Origin of the sequence: Methylobacterium dankookense (assembly GCF_902141855.1) — a bacterium.
GTDB lineage: Bacteria > Pseudomonadota > Alphaproteobacteria > Rhizobiales > Beijerinckiaceae > Methylobacterium > Methylobacterium dankookense.
This window is the reverse complement of the sequence record NZ_CABFVH010000001.1, coordinates 221177-239215: the sequence shown is the minus strand read 5'-3', so window position 1 is coordinate 239215 and position 18039 is coordinate 221177. Positions and strand designations below refer to the sequence as shown.

At 70.1% G+C, this 18039-nt stretch carries 16 protein-coding genes and 1 other RNA gene; 6 read left to right on the top strand and 11 right to left on the bottom strand.

Annotated features, from left to right (window positions below; translation table 11 throughout):
• Window positions 1-104: 104 nt before the first annotated feature.
• Together MTDSW087_RS01225 and MTDSW087_RS01220 are read left to right on the top strand one after the other, a co-directional pair.
• Window positions 105-1238, top strand: coding sequence for a glycosyltransferase family 4 protein (locus tag MTDSW087_RS01225; protein WP_144759035.1), 1134 nt, complete (start codon window positions 105-107; stop codon window positions 1236-1238).
• 165 nt (window positions 1239-1403) lie between these two features.
• The gene (locus MTDSW087_RS01220; RefSeq protein WP_144759032.1) at window positions 1404-3728 is read left to right on the top strand and encodes an amylo-alpha-1,6-glucosidase; all 2325 of its coding nucleotides are present in this window, start codon (window positions 1404-1406) and stop codon (window positions 3726-3728) included.
• On the opposite strand, the gene MTDSW087_RS01215 is transcribed toward MTDSW087_RS01220, so the two are convergent.
• The gene (locus MTDSW087_RS01215) at window positions 3679-4059 is read right to left on the bottom strand and encodes a PilZ domain-containing protein (protein WP_342353828.1); all 381 of its coding nucleotides are present in this window, start codon (window positions 4057-4059) and stop codon (window positions 3679-3681) included. The genes MTDSW087_RS01220 and MTDSW087_RS01215 overlap by 50 nt on opposite strands.
• A 192-nt stretch (window positions 4060-4251) precedes the next feature.
• Here MTDSW087_RS01215 and dapE point away from each other — a divergent pair, with 192 nt between their 5' ends.
• Window positions 4252-5409, top strand: a complete 1158-nt coding sequence (dapE, locus tag MTDSW087_RS01210; protein ID WP_144759025.1) for a succinyl-diaminopimelate desuccinylase — start codon at window positions 4252-4254, stop codon at window positions 5407-5409.
• 141 nt (window positions 5410-5550) lie between these two features.
• On the opposite strand, the gene truA is transcribed toward dapE, so the two are convergent.
• The 4 genes from truA to recR form a co-directional block, all read right to left on the bottom strand.
• Window positions 5551-6303, bottom strand: a complete 753-nt coding sequence (truA, locus tag MTDSW087_RS01205; protein ID WP_144759022.1) for a tRNA pseudouridine(38-40) synthase TruA — start codon at window positions 6301-6303, stop codon at window positions 5551-5553.
• Between the two features lie 12 nt (window positions 6304-6315).
• Window positions 6316-7245, bottom strand: coding sequence for a methionyl-tRNA formyltransferase (gene fmt / locus MTDSW087_RS01200; protein ID WP_144759019.1), 930 nt, complete (start codon window positions 7243-7245; stop codon window positions 6316-6318).
• Complete coding sequence (gene def / locus MTDSW087_RS01195; protein ID WP_144759016.1) at window positions 7245-7760, bottom strand: peptide deformylase; 516 nt, start codon at window positions 7758-7760, stop codon at window positions 7245-7247. Before def ends, fmt begins: the two co-directional genes overlap by 1 nt.
• A 93-nt stretch (window positions 7761-7853) precedes the next feature.
• Window positions 7854-8459, bottom strand: a complete 606-nt coding sequence (recR, locus tag MTDSW087_RS01190; RefSeq protein ID WP_144759013.1) for a recombination mediator RecR — start codon at window positions 8457-8459, stop codon at window positions 7854-7856.
• 441 nt (window positions 8460-8900) lie between these two features.
• On the opposite strand from recR, the gene MTDSW087_RS01185 reads away from it, so the two are divergent.
• Window positions 8901-10520 (top strand): phosphoenolpyruvate carboxykinase, encoded by a 1620-nt coding sequence (locus MTDSW087_RS01185; RefSeq protein ID WP_144759010.1) that lies wholly within the window; start codon window positions 8901-8903, stop codon window positions 10518-10520.
• 364 nt (window positions 10521-10884) lie between these two features.
• Window positions 10885-11907 carry a PAS domain-containing protein gene (locus MTDSW087_RS01180; protein WP_144759007.1) on the top strand — a complete coding sequence of 341 codons (1023 nt, stop codon included), beginning with the start codon at window positions 10885-10887 and terminating at the stop codon, window positions 11905-11907.
• 61 nt (window positions 11908-11968) lie between these two features.
• Here MTDSW087_RS01180 and MTDSW087_RS01175 read toward each other — a convergent pair whose 3' ends face one another.
• From MTDSW087_RS01175 to MTDSW087_RS01155, 5 genes are all read right to left on the bottom strand, one after another.
• Window positions 11969-12727, bottom strand: a complete 759-nt coding sequence (locus MTDSW087_RS01175) for a class I SAM-dependent methyltransferase (protein ID WP_144759004.1) — start codon at window positions 12725-12727, stop codon at window positions 11969-11971.
• Window positions 12728-12738: 11 nt separating this feature from the next.
• Window positions 12739-13062, bottom strand: a complete 324-nt coding sequence (locus MTDSW087_RS01170; protein WP_144759001.1) for a YbaB/EbfC family nucleoid-associated protein — start codon at window positions 13060-13062, stop codon at window positions 12739-12741.
• Between the two features lie 59 nt (window positions 13063-13121).
• Window positions 13122-15011 (bottom strand): DNA polymerase III subunit gamma/tau, encoded by a 1890-nt coding sequence (locus tag MTDSW087_RS01165; RefSeq protein WP_144758998.1) that lies wholly within the window; start codon window positions 15009-15011, stop codon window positions 13122-13124.
• A gap of 80 nt (window positions 15012-15091) precedes the next feature.
• Window positions 15092-15190, bottom strand: an RNA gene (gene ffs, locus MTDSW087_RS01160) — signal recognition particle sRNA small type.
• Between the two features lie 196 nt (window positions 15191-15386).
• A complete protein-coding gene (locus tag MTDSW087_RS01155) occupies window positions 15387-15647 on the bottom strand; it encodes a PepSY domain-containing protein (protein ID WP_144758996.1) in 261 nt (86 codons plus the stop codon).
• A gap of 147 nt (window positions 15648-15794) precedes the next feature.
• Here MTDSW087_RS01155 and MTDSW087_RS01150 point away from each other — a divergent pair, with 147 nt between their 5' ends.
• The gene (locus MTDSW087_RS01150; protein WP_144758993.1) at window positions 15795-17327 is read left to right on the top strand and encodes a YifB family Mg chelatase-like AAA ATPase; all 1533 of its coding nucleotides are present in this window, start codon (window positions 15795-15797) and stop codon (window positions 17325-17327) included.
• A gap of 126 nt (window positions 17328-17453) precedes the next feature.
• Here MTDSW087_RS01150 and MTDSW087_RS01145 read toward each other — a convergent pair whose 3' ends face one another.
• Complete coding sequence (locus tag MTDSW087_RS01145; RefSeq protein WP_144758990.1) at window positions 17454-17909, bottom strand: MarR family winged helix-turn-helix transcriptional regulator; 456 nt, start codon at window positions 17907-17909, stop codon at window positions 17454-17456.
• Window positions 17910-18039 lie beyond the last annotated feature (130 nt).

Here is an 18039-nt window from a genome sequence, read left to right as displayed (position 1 = left end):
GGGTCCCAGGAACCATAAACCTTGGCCGTCCGTTTCGTTCATGTCCCACTCAGGCCCGATCGGGTTAGATCCCCGCAATTCCGGCCTTCACAGGAGACACTTTCGTGCGCATTGCCCAGATTGCCCCGCTTTCGGAGGCTGTTCCTCCGAAGTTCTACGGCGGCACCGAGCGCGTCGTTAGCTGGATCACCGAAGAACTCGTCCGTCAGGGCCACGACGTGACCCTGTTCGCCAGCGGCGATTCCCAGACGAGCGCCAAGCTTGCGGCCTGCACGCCGGAGGGCCTGCGCCTGCTCGGCTACCGCGACCATACCGCGAGCCATCTCGCGATGCTGCATCAGGTCCATCGCAGGGCGCACGAGTTCGACATCCTGCACTTCCACATCGACCTGCTTCAGTACCCGATGTTCGAGGACCTCTATTACAAGTGCGTCACCACGATGCACGGCCGCCTCGACGTTCCGGACTTCATGCCGGTCTACAAGACCTTCACGGGCATGCCCCTGGTGTCGATCTCCGACAACCAGCGCCTGCCCATGCCCTCGAACTCGAACTGGCTGTCGACGATCCATCACGGCCTGCCGGCGGAGAACTGCCCGTTCTACCCCGAGTCGAAGGGCGGCTACCTCGCCTTCCTCGGCCGCATCTCGCCCGAGAAGCGGCCCGACCGCGCGATCGAGATGGCCAAGCGCTCCGGCGTGCCGCTGAAGATCGCCGCCAAGGTCGACAAGGCGGACCAGGAGTACTGGGACGAGGTCATCGAGCCGATGATCCACCACCCGCTGATCGAGTATATCGGCGAGATCAACGAGGAGCAGAAGAAGGACTTCCTCGGCAACGCGCTCGCGCTCGCCTTCCCGATCGACTGGCCGGAGCCCTTCGGCCTGGTCATGATCGAGGCGATGTCGGCCGGAACCCCGGTGATCGCCTTCCGCAACGGCTCGGTCCCCGAGGTGATCAAGGACGGCGTCGGCGGCGTGCTCTGCGACTCGATGGACGAGGCCGTGGCCGCGGTGGACAAGGTCAAGACGATGAGCCGCGCTGGCGTGCGCCGCCACTTCGAGACCGCCTTCACCGCCGAGTGCATGGTGAAGAAGTACGTCGCCGCCTACGAGGACCTGATCTCGCGCCAGGGCGAGGTCATCAAGCTGCAGAAGGCCGCGCCCTTCGCGCCGCATTACGGCGACATGAACGGCTCGGCGCGTCCCCCGATCTCGGTCGCCGCCATGCCGGCCTGAGCCGGCACCGGTACTGATCGGGCGGGACACCCTGGCGGGCGTCCCACAAGCGCCTAACTCAGACGGTCACAAGGGCCGCCGCATCGCGCGATGCGGCGGCCCTGTCGATTCGTGGCCCGGCCACCGATCGTGAAGCCCGACACACCCGGACCGGAGAGCTGAAGCATGGCGGAGAGCGTTGCGGCGAAGGTGCAGAACACGGTGAAGGCGGCTCTGCGCGGCTTCCAGGATGCCGACGAGGTCCTGCCCCCCTACCATATCGAGGCGCAGACCTCGCTCACCGAGCGGCCGCTGCGCTCCCTCAAGTACGGCGAGTCGTTCGGCGTCCTCGATTCCTACGGCGATATCGGCGTGCAGCCGGGGCCGGAGGGGCTCTACTTCCAGGACACGCGCTACCTCTCGCGCCTGGAATTCACGGTGGAGGGCCAGCGCCCGCTGATGCTCTCCTCGGTGATGCAGGATGACAACGGGGCGCTGAGCGTCGACATGACGACGCCCGACATCCGCCTCGACGCGCATGACGAGACCACGATCCCGCGTGAGGTGATCGCCATCGAGCGCACCAAGTTCCTGTTCAAGGGCGCCTGCTACGATCGGATCGGCCTGCGCTCCTACGATTCGCGCCACCGGACCCTGCGGATCGCCTTCGCCTTCGACGCCGATTACCGCGACCTGTTCGAGGTGCGCGGCACCGACCGTCCGCGGCGCGGGCGCCGGGCCGTGCAGGTGGCGAGCGAGAGCGAGGTGCAGTTCCGCTATGTCGGCCTCGACGAGATCGTGCGCACGACCTCCCTGCATTTCGGGCCAAAGCCGAAGGAGCTGGAGCCCGGCCGGGCCGTGTTCGAGGTCTCGTTGCCGCCGGGCGGCCGCGCCTCGCTCTTCGTGCGGGTGGTGTTCGAATCGCACCGGGCCTTCATCACCGCGCCGAGCGCCGAGCAGGTCGGCGAGGACGCGGCGGCCAAGCTCTCGCTCGCGGCCGGGAGCGGCGGCGGCGCGCCCCACCCGAAGGGGCTCTACGAGGGCACCATCTTCGCCCGCGCCTACCGGGACGCCCGGCGCGACCTGCGCGCGCTCTGCGCCGGCATTACCACGATCATCTCCTCGAACGACCAGTTCAACGAGGGCGCCTGCCGGGCCACCGCCGACCTCTACATGCTGGCGAGCCGCACGCCTGAGGGCATCTACCCCTTCGCCGGCATCCCCTGGTACTCCACCGTGTTCGGCCGTGACGGCATCATCACCGCGATGATGGCCCTGTGGATCGACCCGAACTTCGCCAAGGGCGTGCTGCGCTACCTCGCCTCGACCCAGGCCAAGGCGGTCGACCCGGCCGCCGACGCGCAGCCCGGCAAGGTGCTGCACGAGACGCGCCGCGGCGAGATGGCGATGCTCGGCGAGGTGCCGTTCCGGCACTATTACGGCACGATCGACGGCACGCCGCTCTTCGTGATGCTGGCCTGGGAATACTACGCCGTCACCGGCGACCGCGAGACCATCGCGCGGATCTGGCCGGCCCTCGAACTCGCCCTCGCCTGGATGAACGAGTACGGCGACCGCGACGGCGACGGCTTCGTGGAATATGCCCGCGACACCGACAAGGGCCTGGAGAACCAGGGCTGGAAGGACAGCCACGATTCGATCTTCCACGCCGACGGGCAGCTCGCGAAGGGTCCGATCGCCCTCTGCGAGGTGCAGGGCTACGTCTACGCCGCCAAGAACGGCATGGCCAAGCTCGCCGCCATGCTCGGCCACGACGCCCTGGCCGAGCGGCTCACCCACGAGGCGCGGGAGCTGCGCGAGGCGTTCGACGCGGCCTTCTGGAACGAGGAACTCGGCACCTACGCGCTCGCCCTCGACGGGGCCAAGAAGCAATGCGCCGTGCGCTCGTCCAATGCCGGACACGCCCTGTTCACCGGCATCGCGCTGCCGGAGCGCGCGGCCAAGGTCGCCGAGCAGCTGCTCTCGAAGGACGGGTTCAACGGCTGGGGCGTGCGCACGATCGCCCGCGGCGAGGCGCGCTACAACCCGATGTCCTACCACAACGGCTCGATCTGGCCGCACGACAACGCGATGATCGCGATGGGCCTCGCCCGCTACGACCTCAAGCCCGAGGCCGCGCGCATCTTCCAGGGCATGTTCGAGACCTCGCTCTACCAGGACCAGAAGCGCCTGCCGGAGCTGTTCTGCGGCTTCATGCGCCGCCGCCAGCGCGGCCCGGTCTCCTATCCCGTGGCCTGCAGCCCGCAGGCCTGGGCGGCGGCCGCGCCCTTCGCCTTCCTGGCGGCCTGCCTCGGCCTGGAGATCGACCACGCCCGCAACCGCGTCCGCTTCCGCAACCCGATCCTGCCGCCCTTCCTCGACGGCATCTCGATCTTCAACCTGAAGCTCGGAGGGAGCCGCCTCGACCTCAAGTTGCAGCGCCTGGAGGAGGACGTCACCGTCAGCGTCCTGCGCCGGACGGGCGATGCCCAGGTGGCGATGGTGAAGTAGGCGGCGCGATCGCCAGATGCGTGCCGGCCACCGTCTCCTCGGTGGCCGGCAGGTCGAGCATCGCGCCCGCGAAATCGCCCTGCTGCCAGATCCGGCGCATGGGGAAGGGCTCGGCGAAGCTCGCCACCCGGAGCGGAAAGGTCGATTCGAGGCGGTGCCGCCGGGCGATCGACAGGCGCGCGCCCATCACAGAGATGTCGCGGATCACGCAGGCCACCACCACGCCGTCCGGCAGGATCACGGCAGCCGGGATCATGACCGCGAACCGGTCATGCGCCCGCCGGCCGGGACTGTCACCCTTGAGCGTATCTTTGTTTGTGCTCCCACCCATGATTATGCTGCATCCACCCCGTTGCAGCGGATAATAGGCGGCACAGACCTAGTGTTGTCTCGCCTTTGAAAGTATAGCTTCAGGGTTTACAGCGCATACATCGATGGTTGCGCTAAATTTTATCGATCCCGAGCTTGCATCGGCACGAGCGGCGTGGTCGTGTCCGCCGCATCGCATCCCCGGGATGACCCCATGTCCACGCTCGCCCTCGACCTCGCCCAGGCCCTGATCCGCTGCCCGTCGGTGACGCCGGAGGAGGGCGGGGCGCTCGATCTCCTCGCCCGGGTGCTCGGCGAGGCGGGCTTCACGGTCGAGCGGCCGGTCTTCTCGGAAGCCGGCATGCCGGACATCGAGAACCTCTACGCGCGGATCGGCACGGGCGCGCCCTGCCTCGTCTTCGCCGGCCATACCGACGTGGTGCCCCCGGGCGATACGGGCGCCTGGCGGCACGACCCGTTCGGAGGCACGGTGGCGGACGGCATGCTCTACGGTCGCGGCGCCGCCGACATGAAGGGCGGCATCGCCTGCATGCTCGCCGCGGCGCTGGAGCATCTGCGCGCGCACGGCCTGAACCGGGGCTCCATCGCCTTCCTGATCGCCGGAGACGAGGAGGGGCCGGCGGTGAACGGCACCGTGAAGCTCCTCGATTGGGCGAAGGCGCGCGGTGAGCGCTTCGACCATTGCCTGCTCGGCGAGCCGACCAACCCGCAGGCGCTCGGCGACATGATCAAGATCGGCCGGCGCGGCTCGCTCACCGGCAAGCTCACCGTGCACGGGCGTCAGGGGCATGTCGCCTATCCGCACCGGGCCGAGAATCCGATCCCCGGCCTGATCCGCCTCACCGCTGCGCTCACCGCCGATCCGATCGACGGCGGCACGCAGCATTTCGACGCCTCGAACCTCGAATTCACGACGATCGATGTCGGCAACCCGGCGACCAACGTCATCCCGGCCGAGGCGCGGGCGGTGTTCAACATCCGCTTCAACGATCGCTGGACGGCGCAGACGCTCGGCGACGAGATCCGCGCCCGGCTCGACCGGGCCGCGGGCAATGCGGTGCGCTACGCCCTCGACCTGCTGCCCTCGAACTCGCCGGCCTTTCTGACCCGCCCCGACGCCTTCGTGGACCTCGTCTCCGAGGCGATCGAGGCCGAGACCGGCCGGCGCCCGGCGCTCTCGACCACGGGGGGCACCTCGGACGCGCGCTTCATCAAGGATGCCTGCCCGGTGATCGAGTTCGGCCTCGTCGGCGAGACCATGCATCAGGTCGACGAGTGCGTGGCGGTCGCCGATATCGAGCGGCTGACGGCGATCTACCGGCGGGTTCTGGGCGCGTATTTCGCGGAGTAGCCGGCGACCTCTCGCGCGCGCCGCTGGCCTCTCCTCCCCCTTGCGGGGAGGAGCCGGAGGTGGGGGTGGTTCAGAAGGCACCGGAACGCTCGATCCTGCACCACCCCGCAAGGGGGAGGGGAGTTCGCCCATCGGTTCTGCTCAGGCGTAGTCGACGCCCGCGAAGGTCAGCCCGCAGGCCGGCGCCAGGGGGCCGCAGCGATGCTTGGCCCGGGTCGCCAGGATCTCGGCCACGTCGTCGGCGCTGAGGCGGCGCGAGCCCGCGAGCATCAGGGTGCCGACCATGGCGCGGACCTGATGGTGCAGGAAGGAGCGGGCCGAGGTCGAGACCACGATCTCCTCGAACAGGCCGACCTGCTGGCGGGCCACGTCGAGTTGCTCCAGCGTCCGCACGGGGCTGTTGGCTTGGCACTCCGCGGCGCGGAAGGCCGAGAAGTCGTGGCGGCCGAGGAGGCGCTGCGCGGCCGCGTGCATCAGCGCCGCGTCGAGGGGCCAGGGCACCTGCCAGACATGGGCGCGCGTCAGCGCCGCGGGGCTCCGGCGGTTGAGGATGCGGTAGCGGTAGTGCCGCCGGATCGCGGAATGGCGGGCGTCGAAGCTCTCGGGGACGATCACGGCGGAAAGCACCGAGACCGGCTGCGGGCGCAGATGCGCGTTCAGCGCGTCGCGCACCGTGTCGGTGCGCCATTCCTTGGCCAGATCGAGATGGGCGACCTGATGGATGGCGTGGACGCCGGCATCGGTACGCCCGGCGCAGGTCAGGCGCACCCGCTCGCCGGAGAAGCGCAGCACCGCCTCCTCCAACGCCGCCTGCACGGTCGGGTCCTCGGCCTGCCGCTGCCAGCCGCAGAAGGGGGCGCCGTCATACTCGATGACGAGCTTGTAGCGGGGCATGGCGGCCGCCGCTCAGGCCAGCCGGGCGCCGGGCTCGAGCCGGGCGCCGCGCAGGAACTCCGCGCCGCTCGCGCTGCCGCCCTTGCCGGCCCGGCGCAGCTCGACGAGCCGCACGGCGCCGCCGCCGCAGGCGACCGTGCCGTCCGCGTCGAGGAGCGTACCGGGCGCGCCGGAGCCGGCGGCAGGCAGGGCACGCAGCACCTTCACGCGCTCCGGCCCCTTGCCGAGATCGGCCTCGAAGAAGGCGCCCGGGAAAGGCGAGAGCCCGTTGACCTTGCGCGCCACGGCCTCGGCCGATTCCGCCCAGTCGATCCGCGCCTCGTCGTTGGTGATCTTGTGCGCGTAGAGGATGCCGTCTTCGGCCTGGGGGGTGAAGGCGAGGTCGCCCTGCTCCAGCCTGTGCAGCGCCTCTGCCATCAGCCCCGCGCCGAGCGGCATCAGGGCGTCGTGCAGCTCGCCGGCCGTCATGCCGGCCGGGATCGGCAGCTGCGCCTCCAGCGCCACCGGACCGGTATCGAGCCCGGCCTCCATCCGCATCACGCCGACGCCGCTCTCGGCATCGCCCGCCATCACCGCGCGCTGGATCGGGGCGGCGCCGCGCCAGCGCGGCAGCAGCGAGCCGTGCAGGTTGAGGCAACCGTGGCGCGGCAGGTCGAGGATCGTCTGCGGCAGCAGCATCCCGTAGGCGACGACCACCGCCACATCCGCCCCGTGGCCGGCGAAGGTCGCGACGGCGTCCGGCCCCTTGAGGCTCGCAGGCGTGAGCACGGGCGCGCCGAGGGTCTCGGCCAGCGCGTGGACGGGGGAGGGGCGCAGCGCCATGCCGCGGCCGGCCTTGGCCGGGGCGCGGGTGTAGACGGCCACGATGTCGTGCCCGTCCTCCGCGAGGCGCCGGAGCGTCGGCACCGCGAAATCCGGGGTGCCCATGAAGACGACGCGCATCAGGCGGCGTCGCGCTTGGCCGCCTTGGTGAACTTCTTCATCACGCGGTCGCGCTTCAGCTTCGAGATGTGGTCGATGAACAGCGTGCCGTTCAGGTGGTCGATCTCGTGCTGGATGCAGGTGGCGAGCAGCCCGTCGGCCTCGATCTCCTGTTCCTTGCCGTCGAGGTCGCGGAAGCGCACGCGCACCCGGTCCGGGCGGATCACCTCGGCGTAGTAGTCGGGGATCGAGAGGCAGCCCTCGTCGTAGCTGCGCGTCTCCTCGGATTCCCAGCTGATCACCGGATCGATGAAGACCTGCGGGCGGCGGACGTTCTCCTCCTTCGAGGTGTCGATGGTCACGAGCCGCTTCAGCACGCCGATCTGGATCGCCGCCAAGCCGACGCCGGGTGCGTCGTACATCGTCTCCAGCATGTCGTCGGCGAGCTTGCGGATCTCGCTCGTGACCGAGCCCACGGGCTCGGAGACGAGGCGCAGGCGCGAATCCGGCAGGATGACAAGGGGGAGGATGGCCATGGATCGACGGGGATGGCTCGAAGAAGGGCGCGGGCGGCGTGCGAAAGCGCAAGGCAATAGGGTGGGGCGCCGGGGCGGTCAAATGAAGGGGCGTCAGAACGCCGTCCGGCTGCGGATCGCCGCCGAGAGCGTCCCCTCGTCGAGATAGTCGAGCTCGCCGCCCACCGGCACGCCATGGGCGAGGCGGGTGACCTTGAGATTCAGGTGGCGGATCGATTCGGTGACGTAATGGGCCGTGGTCTGGCCATCCACGGTGGCGTTCAGCGCCAGGATCACCTCCGTCACCGCCGGGTCGCTCGCCCGCTCCACGAGCCTGGCGATGTTGAGGTGCTCCGGCCGCACCCCGTCGAGGGCGGAGAGCACGCCGCCGAGCACGTGGTAGCGCGCGGAGACGGCGCCCGAGCGCTCCAGCGCCCAGAGGTCCGAGACATCCTCGACCACGACGAGGGTGCTCGGGTCGCGGGTGGGGTCGCGGCAGACGGTGCAGGGATCGCGCGTGTCGACGTTGCCGCAATTGCCGCAGACCACGATGCTCTCGGCTGCGATCCGCATCGCTTCGGCGAGGGGCCCGAGCAGGGTGTCGCGCTTCTTGATGAGCTGCAGGGCGGCGCGCCGGGCGGAGCGGGGGCCGAGGCCCGGCATGCGGGCGAGAAGCTGGATCAGGCGCTCGATCTCGGGCCCGGCGACGGCTTGAGGCATCGGGTTCTCGGACTCACTCGTGCGAGGCGCGGGATGGGTCTCGCGCCACCCTACAGCGCATAGCGGCAGAAGCGGGGAATACGGAAGGGCGCGTCTCGCCGCGCACCCAGCCGCCGAGGCGTGCGGACCTCTGGTCGACCAGTGTTACAATATAGACGATCCGTCCCCAAAGCACCCGCTCAAGGTCTTGCCATTCGGGAACCTGACAGGATCGGCTTTGAATGTTTCGGGGTGTCGGGTTTTGCCCGGCAAATCAGGGCCTACATTCGGTTGTGCTTGGTAGTCTAGGTCGAAAATACATATTGACGTGGCAGCTTGGCTGCCTAACCAAAGCGAAGCCGGAAGCGACGGGCCGCCAGACGCTTCCACGGATGACCCACGGACACCCTGACGCGTCCGGGACACGAAACGGCACGAACCAGGGGCTCGGGAGAGACGAACGTGACCAATATCGGTGAGTTCAACGCGGGCCACGGGGCGGAGGCGATCGGCTTCCGCGACCTGAAGGCTGTCCACTGGAACTTCGAGGCGCCGCGCCTCTACGAGGAGGCGCTCGGCCGCAAGGAGGCGCAGCTCGCCAAGGGCGGCGCGCTGGTGGCCACCACCGGCAGCCATACCGGCCGCTCGCCCAAGGACAAGTTCGTGGTGCGCGACGCCGCCACCGAGAGCGAGGTCTGGTGGGACAACAACGGCGCGATCACGCCCGAGCAGTTCGAGACGCTCTATCAGGACTTCCTGAAGCACGCCGAGGGCAAGGAGCTCTTCGCGCAGGACCTCTACGGCGGCGCCGACCCGGCCCACCGCGTCAAGGCCCGCGTCTTCACCGAGTTCGCCTGGCACTCCCTGTTCATCCGCAACCTGCTGATCCGGCCCGACCGCTCCGAGATCGGGACCTATGTGCCCGACATGACGATCATCGACCTGCCGAGCTTCCAGGCGGACCCCGCCCGGCACGGCTGCCGCTCGAAGACCGTGATCGCGATCGACTTCACCCGGAAGATCGTCCTCGTCGGCGGCTCGGCCTATGCCGGCGAGATGAAGAAGTCGGTCTTCACCTACCTGAACTACATCCTGCCCGGTAAGGGCGTGATGCCGATGCACTGCTCGGCGAACGCCGCGCTCGACGCCGAGGGCGGCTCGGCGATCTTCTTCGGCCTGTCCGGCACCGGCAAGACCACGCTCTCGAACGATTCCTCGCGACAGCTGCTGGGCGACGACGAGCACGGCTGGTCGAACGAGGGCATCTTCAACTTCGAGGGCGGCTGCTACGCCAAGACCATCCGCCTCTCGCGCAACGCCGAGCCCGAGATCTACGCCACCACCGAGCGCTTCGGCACGGTGATGGAGAACGTGGTGATCGACCCGACCACCCGCCTGCCGGACTTCGACGACGCCTCGCTCACCGAGAACACCCGCTGCGCCTACCCGCTCGACTTCATCGCGAATGCGAGCGCCACGGGCCGGGCCGGGCACCCGAAGAACATCGTCATGCTCACCTGCGACGCTTTCGGTGTGATGCCGCCGATCGCCAAGCTGACGGGCGCCGAGGCGATGTACCACTTCCTCTCGGGCTACACCGCGAAGGTGGCCGGCACCGAGCGCGGCCTGACCGGCCCCGAGGCGACCTTCTCGACCTGCTTCGGCGCGCCTTTCATGCCGCGCCACCCCAGCACCTACGGCAACCTGCTGCGCGATCTCATCGCCAAGCACAGCGTCGATTGCTGGCTCGTCAACACCGGCTGGACCGGTGGCGGCGTCGGCACCGGGCGGCGCATGCCGATCCGCGTCACCCGCCGCCTGCTCACGGCGGCCCTCGACGGCTCGCTCTCGAAGGCCGAGTTCCGCCGCGACCCGTATTTCGGCTTCGCGGTGCCGGTGGCGGTGCCGGGCGTCGAGCCGCACATCCTGACGCCGGTGAAGACCTGGGCGAACAAGGGCGCTTTCGTCGAGACGGCAGCGCGGCTGGTGAAGATGTTCGAGGACAACTTCAAGCGCTTCGAGGCCCATGTCGACGCCGACGTGCGCCAGGCCGGCCCCGCCGCGCAGGCCATCGCCGCCTGACGCATCCCGCTGCGGGCGCCCGCGCCCGCAGCCGCTCCGGTACGATTTTTCACCCTTCCCGCTCCGGCGGGGAGGGTTTTTTCATGGAACCGAGGAGAGCGGGGCGAAACAAGAGCTTAAGTGCAAGTCTCGATTGCAGCGCGATCGGGAGCGCATCCAGCATCTTGCCACGGTCATTGACTGCTTGATCGGAGTAGATTGGCTTGGTTCCAGCGATGCGCGAGGGAAAATAACGCCACGTTTCTTGATTCGGTCTTGTATGATACGAGAGTGGCGAAAATCTTCGGAGAATGGTAGATCGACTCGGTATTCAGAGCCCCGATCCGTCGTGAGTGAAAAAGAATTATGGCGTGATGAGCCCACTATGAATGCGAATAATCTTAACCCAGATTATGATGCGTTCCCGCACCGCGTCGAGAGCCATGCTCAGTTCGGCACCTGGTCTGTTCGCTTCGCCACCAACGACCAGATCTGGTCTCCGGGCCTGTTCCAATTACTTGGCCTGAGCGCGGTGACCGTGCGGCCGAGCTATACCCTCTTCCTCAGCATGATCCATCCCGACGACCGCCAGGGGCTCGACCTCGACGCCCTGGTTCAGGGCGGCGCCGGGCCGGTCCCGCGGATCGTGCGCCTCGTCCTGCCGGACGGCCGGGTCCGCTCTCTGTCGCTGCGCATCGAGGTCCATATCGGCATCGACGGCCGGCCCATCGCCGTCCGCGGCGTCGCCCTGGACGTGAGCGACCGGGAGAAGCTCGCCCGCCTGCGGGCGCTCGAGCGGCAGCAGCGCGAGGCGCTGTACTTGGCGAAGCGGGTGGCCACCTACTCGGTTCCCCCCGACCGGATCATCGATTTCCCCAGGGCGATGTCCGAGGTGCACGGGCTGGAGTACGAGGAGATCTGCTTCGATCCCTTCATGATGGTGCTGGCCGAGGAGCGCGAGCGGTTCCGGGACTATAGCCGGCAGGCCGAATCGCGTCGCGTGCACTTCCAGGGCACCACCCGCGAGCGACTCGCCGACGGCGAGATCTGGCAATTCCGGATCGTGGGCGTCCCCCTGTTCGGGCCGGACGGCGCCTATCTCGGGGCGGCCGGGTTGAAGCACGCCCTCCACCTGCCGGAGACGGGGCAGGCCGACGACCGCCTGCGCCACGCCCTGGAGCAGGCGGTATGCGGCCACCACCTGCGGGCGGCGCGGGCACTGCTCGACTGGTCGATGACGGCGCTTGCCGAGGCCAGCGGCCTCTCGCTCTCGACGGTGCGCCGCCTGGAGGAAGACGGCGCCCCGCAATCGGACCGCTCCCGCGGCCGCGCCATCGAGGCCCTCCGGGCCGGCGGAGTCCGCTTCATCAGCATGGACGACGGCACCATCGCGGTCGCCCCGAGCTGATCCGCATCGGGGCTCCGCCCCGATACCCCGCCAAAGGGATGATCCCTTTGGAAAGCCGGGATCAGATCCGGAAATACAGCGAGTGGTCCTCGCCGTTCAGGATGTCGGCCGAGCGCAGGACCGGCGTCTCGGCATACATCGCGGCGATGCGCTCGGCCGGATCGGCCAGGTCGCGGAAGCTGCGCACGATCTCCCGGTAGCGGTCGGACAGCACCCGCGAGGTCGGGTCGAGCCCGGTGATGCAGACGAGCCCGGTGGGCGGGCAGTCGACCAGCACCACGTCGAGGTCCGGCCGGAAGGTCTTGAGGATCGGCACGATCTTCCAGACGTCGCCGGTCCACATCGCCTTGAACGGATCGGTGCGGGGCGCGGCCGGGTCGCGCGCCGTCATCTCGATGTTGAGCGGCATGCAATCGTGCAGCACGATCAGCCCGTTCGGGTCGCTGACGGCCTCGGTGTTGTAGAAGTCGCGCAGCAGGAACTCGAACAGGTGCAGGCCGTCGAGGAAGGCGAGGTCGATCCCGCCGCCGACGAGGGCCCGCACGTCGGTCTCGGCGAAGAAGCGGTCGCTGGTGCAGCGGTGCAGCAGGGTGCGCCGCTTCCCCTTGGTCACGTCCTCCTCCAGCACGTAGTCGGGATCGACGCCGACGGCCGTGTCGCAGGCGATGCGGGTCAGGGCGTGCCCGAAATGCACGCCGATCTCCAGGTAGTTGCGCGTGCCGCGCTTGCGCGCCAGCTCGGCCAGGAAATCGAGGTAGAGCGTGCCGGAAAAGCCCGGATGGAGCTGCGCGGGCCGCCCCGGGCGGAGGAGGTTGATCATCGCGCGCCGGCCTAGAAGGGCAGCTTCATGCCGGGGGGCAGGGGCAGGCCCTTGGTCAACTCGGCCATGCGCTCCTGCGCGGCCTGCTCGGCCTTGCCGCGCGCGTCGTTGAGGGCGGCGACCAGCAGGTCCTCCAGGATCTCGCGCTCGTCGGCCACCATCAGGCTCGGGTCGATGCGCACCGAGCGGGTCTGGCCCTTGGCGGTCATCGTCACCTGCACGGCGTCGCCGCCCGCGGCCCCAGTAACCTCGACGGTGTCGAGCTCCTCCTGCAGGCTCGCCATCTTCTCCTGCATGGCCTGGGCCTGCTTCATCAGCCCCATGATGTCGCGCATGGCGGATCCCGTCCGGTTCGAGTTCTCTGGTCCGATGTAAGCCGCGGGCGGCCGAGATGCTACGCCTCGTCGTCGCCACCGGCCTCGGCGGGGTCGGCCTCGCCGAGGATCTCGGCCTCGGCATTCGGCGGCGCCTCGGGCGCGGTGTCGCGCACGTCGACAATCTGCGCGCCGGGGAAACGCGCCATCACCTCCCGCACCAGCGGGTGGGCGGCAGCGGTCTCGCGGCGTGTCTCGCTGGCGGCGCGAGCCTGCGCGTCGAGAGTCTGCCCGCCCTCTTCCTTCGAGATGGCGACGATCCAGCGCCGCCCGGTCCAGGCGTCGAGGGCGCGGGCGAGATCGTTGGCGAGGCTCGGCCGGCCGCCGGGGGCGAGCCGGAACTCGATCCGCCCCTCCTCGAAGCGCACGAGGTGGACCTCGCGCTCGAGCGCCGCCTTCATCAGGATGTCGCGCCGCTCGCCGGCGAGCGCCACCACGTCCTCGAAGCGGGTGAGCCGGGGCCCCGCAGGCTCGGGGGCGACGGCCGGCTGGGGCACCAGGGGCTGGCGGGCCGGTGCGCCCGCCATTGCTGCGATCCGCGGGGCCGGCTCGGTGGCACGTGGCGGCAGCTCTGCTCGTGGCAGTTCCGGCCGGGGCAATTCAGCCCGGGGCAGCTCCGCACGCGGCTCCGGCGCCTGGGACAGGGCCGGGCGCGCCGCGGGCGCCTCGCCCGAGCCCGCCAGCGCCTCCGCCCTGAGTTGGCGGAGCGCCTCGTCGGGCGTCGGCAGGTCGGCGGCGTAGGCGAGGCGCACCAGCGCCATCTCGGCGGCCGCGAGCGGGCGCGGCGCGGCCTGCACCTCCGGCAGGGCCTTGAGCAGGATCTGCCAGGCGCGGGACAGCGCCCGCACCGAGAGCTTCTCGGCGAAAGCGGCGCCGCGCACCCGCTCGACCTCGCTCAGCGTCGGATCGGCGGCGGCGGCGTCCGGCACCATCTTGAGCCGGGTGACGAGATGGGTGAAGCCGGCGAGGTCCGAGAGCACCACGGCCGGGTCGGCGCCCGAATCGTACTGCGCGCGCAGCTCGGCGAAGGAGGCCGGCACATCACCGCGCATCGCCGCCTCGAACAGGTCGACGATGCGCCCGCGGTCGGCGAGGCCGAGCATGTCGCGCACGCCGGCGCCCGTGACGGTGCCGGCCCCGTGGGCGATGGCCTGGTCGAGAAGGGAGAGCGCGTCGCGCACCGAGCCCTCGGCGGCGCGGACCAGCGCGCCGAGGGCCTCGTCCTCCACCGCGACGCCCTCCGCCCCGCAGATGCGCTTGAGATGGGCGGCGAGCACGTCCGCCTCGACGCGGCGCAGGTCGAAGCGCTGGCAGCGCGAGAGGATCGTGACCGGGACCTTGCGGATCTCGGTGGTGGCGAACACGAACTTGGCGTGGGGGGGCGGCTCCTCCAGGGTCTTCAGGAAGGCGTTGAAGGCCTTCTCCGAGAGCATGTGGACCTCGTCCACGATGTAGACCTTGTAGCGGGCGTCGGAGGGCGCGTAGCGGATGCCGTCGATGATGCCGCGCACATCGTCGATGCCGGTATGCGAGGCGGCGTCCATCTCCAGCACGTCCAAGTGCCGGGATTCCATGATCGCCTGGCAGTGCAGGCCGAGTTCCGGCATCGTCACGGTGGGGCCGGTATCGGGCGCGCCCGGGCGGACGTAGTTGAGGCCCCGCGCCAGGATGCGTGCCGTGGTGGTCTTGCCGACCCCGCGCACCCCCGTCAGCATCCAGGCCTGCGGGATGCGGCCGGCCGCGAAGGCGTTCGCCAGCGTGCGCACCATGGCGCCCTGGCCGATCAGGTCGTCGAAGTTCTGGGGCCGGTACTTGCGCGCGAGCACCCGGTAGGGCGCGGCGGCCGCGGGCTTGGCGGTGAACCCGGGAAGCCCCGGCTCGTCGTCAGGGGTGCCCGTGCGCGCGTCCATGCGACCATTCGTGGGCGCCGGGCGACCGCCCCGGACCGCGCTCGGCCGGGCGGTCCGCGATGCGCGGCGCATCGGAGAAAGGGTGGGAGGCTGGACGAAGACCCGCTCGGTCTCGTTAGGGCTGCTTCCTTCCGGACCTGACCCGGTTGGCGAGTGATACGTCCCTCGCCAACCCCCCGCCGCCTATATGGCCGGGCCGCAGCCCGGATGCAAGCGCGCAGGCTTCCTGCCTGCCTCAAGCGCCGGCGGCCGCGTCCGCGGCCTCAGGCTACGCTCCGCTCGACGCCTCGGCCAAGGCCGAGGCCCGCTGCGCGTGGCGCTCTTCGCGCCCGCATGCGAAAAATGCCCGATCGCATGGGCGACCGGGCCTGCGGCTCACTCCGCCTTGCGCTTCACGATGGCGAGCGTCTTCGGGTCGAGCTTGAGGTCGAACTTCTTGCCCGCGGCGTCGATGGCGTCATCCACCTCGATCATGCCGTCGTCGAGCTCGATCTCCTTCCACTTGGTGAAGCCCTCCTGCTTCAGCATGGCCTCGACCTTGGCCTGCTGGTCGGGCGGCAGCTTCTCGTCGGCGCGCGCGGTCGCCGTGAGGGCGAGGCCGAGGGCGAGGGCGGCGAGGACGGGCATCGGACGCATGACGGTTTCCTCCTGGAGGTGTCGCACTCTGTCGGGACGACGCCCGGTGAACAGCCGGGGGCGGGGCCGGTTCCGCAGCCGCGCTCAGGTTGTCAGAGCGGGGTCCCATGCTTAGGCTCATCGTCTCCCCGTGAGGACTTTACGCGCATGGTCACCCGCGTCGCTACCGTCGCCTTCGAGGGCATCGAGGCGCGGGCCGTGGACGTTCAGGTGCAGATCATCCCCGGCGCGGTGCATTTCGCCGTGGTCGGCCTGCCCGACAAGGCGGTGGCCGAATCGCGGGAGCGGGTGCGCGGCGCGCTGATCGCCTCCGGGCTGGCGCTGCCGGCCAAGCGCATCACCGTGAACCTCGCCCCCGCCGATCTGCCCAAGGAGGGCTCGCATTACGACCTGCCGATCGCGCTCGGCGTCATGGCGGCGATCGGCGCGATCCCGGCCGACGCGCTCGCCGGCTATTGCGTGCTCGGCGAGCTCGCCCTCGACGGCGCGATCACCGCGGTCAACGGCGTGCTGCCGGCGGCCATCGCGGCGGGGGCGCGCGGCCTCGGCCTGATCTGCCCCGGCCCCTGCGGACCGGAGGCCGCCTGGGCCGGCGGCGACCTCGACGTGCTGGCGCCGCGCTCGCTCATCCAGCTCGCCAACCACTTCAAGGGCAGCCAGGTCATGGCCCGGCCCGAGCCGGCGATCGCGGCGCCTACCGGGACTCTGCCGGATCTCGCCGACATCAAGGGCCAGGAAGGCGCCAAGCGGGCGTTGGAGATCGCGGCGAGCGGCGGGCACAATCTCTTGTTCAACGGCCCTCCCGGGGCCGGCAAGTCGATGCTCGCCGCGCGCCTGCCCTCGATCCTGCCGCCGCTGTCGCCGCGCGAGCTTCTCGACATCTCGATGATCCAGTCGGTGGCCGGCGAATTGCGCGGTGGCGCGCTCTCGAGCCGGCGCCCGTTCCGTCAGCCGCACCATTCCGCCTCGATGGCCGCCCTCATCGGCGGCGGCCTCGGCGCAAAGCCCGGCGAGGCCTCGCTCGCGCATGGCGGCGTGCTCTTCCTCGACGAGTTGCCGGAATTCACGCCGCAAGTGCTCGATTCTCTGCGCCAGCCCATGGAGACCGGCGAGGTGATGATCGCGCGGGCCAACCACCGCGTCGTCTACCCGGCCCGCTTCCAGCTCGTCGCCGCGATGAACCCATGCCGCTGCGGGCAGGCGCTGGAGCCGGGCTATGCCTGCCGGCGCGGGCCGAATGAGCGCTGCGTCGCCCAGTACGGGGCGCGCATCTCCGGCCCGCTGCTCGACCGGATCGACCTGCGCATCGAGGTGCCGGCGGTCACCGCCGCCGACCTGATCCTGCCGCCGCCCGCCGAGGGCTCGCGCGAGGCCGCCGCCCGGGTCGCCGCGGCGCGCACTGCGCAAGGGCAGCGCTACGCGGCCCGCGGCCTTCCCGCCTCCACCACCAATGCCACCTGCCCGGCGACGCTGATCGAGGAAGTGGCGAGCCCCGATGCGGAGGGCACCGCCCTTATCCGCACGGCCGCGGAATCGCTGCGCCTCTCCGCCCGCGGCTTCCACCGCACGCTGCGCGTCGCCCGTACCCTCGCCGACCTCGACGGCGAACCCCGCGTGCGCCGGATGCATCTCGCGGAGGCGCTGTCATATCGCGGGCGGAGCGAGCGGGTGGCGGCCTGAGGAGTTGCGGCCGGGCCGCATCGCACAGGCGTTCCGCCACCACGTTGCCGAGCCATACGCGGGTCCCCTCTCCCGATCGGGAGAAGGCGCGCGTTGTGCTTCGTCGGCCTTTGCGGTCCGAGCGCCTCAGGCGGTGCCCACCACCCGCTTCACCAGCTCCCGCAGACGGGCGAGGTCGGCCTCGCCGACGCTGGCCCGGTAGGAATCCTGCACGCCGTGCCAGAGCGGGATCGCCCGAGCCAGGATCTCCCCGCCCGCCTCGGTCAGGACCACCCGCCGAGCGCGCCTGTCCTCGGCGTCGGTCTCGATCGCGAGAAGGCCGCGCCGGGTCAGCGGCTTGAGGTTCGCCGTCACCGTGGTGCGGTCCATGTCGAGCCAATCGGCGAGGTCCGAGATGGTCGGCGCCGCCGGGCGGCGGGTCGCCATCAGCAGCGTGAACTGCCAGCCCGACAGGCCGAGGGGGCGGAAGGCGGCGTCGTAGCGGCGGCTCACCGCGCGGGCGAGGCGCTGCGACGCGAGCCCGATGCAGCACGCATCGATCGCGGTCTCGTCCACGGCCGGGGCCAGGGGGCGGTCGCCCATCCTATCCTCCCAAATTACGTTTATATCAACTAATGTGCGCTACGGCACGTCGTCCGCTCCAATTTAGGTGCATATCAACGCTGTCGCAAGCGAGCGACGCAGGGGCCCCTCGATCTCAAGGGTGCCTCCC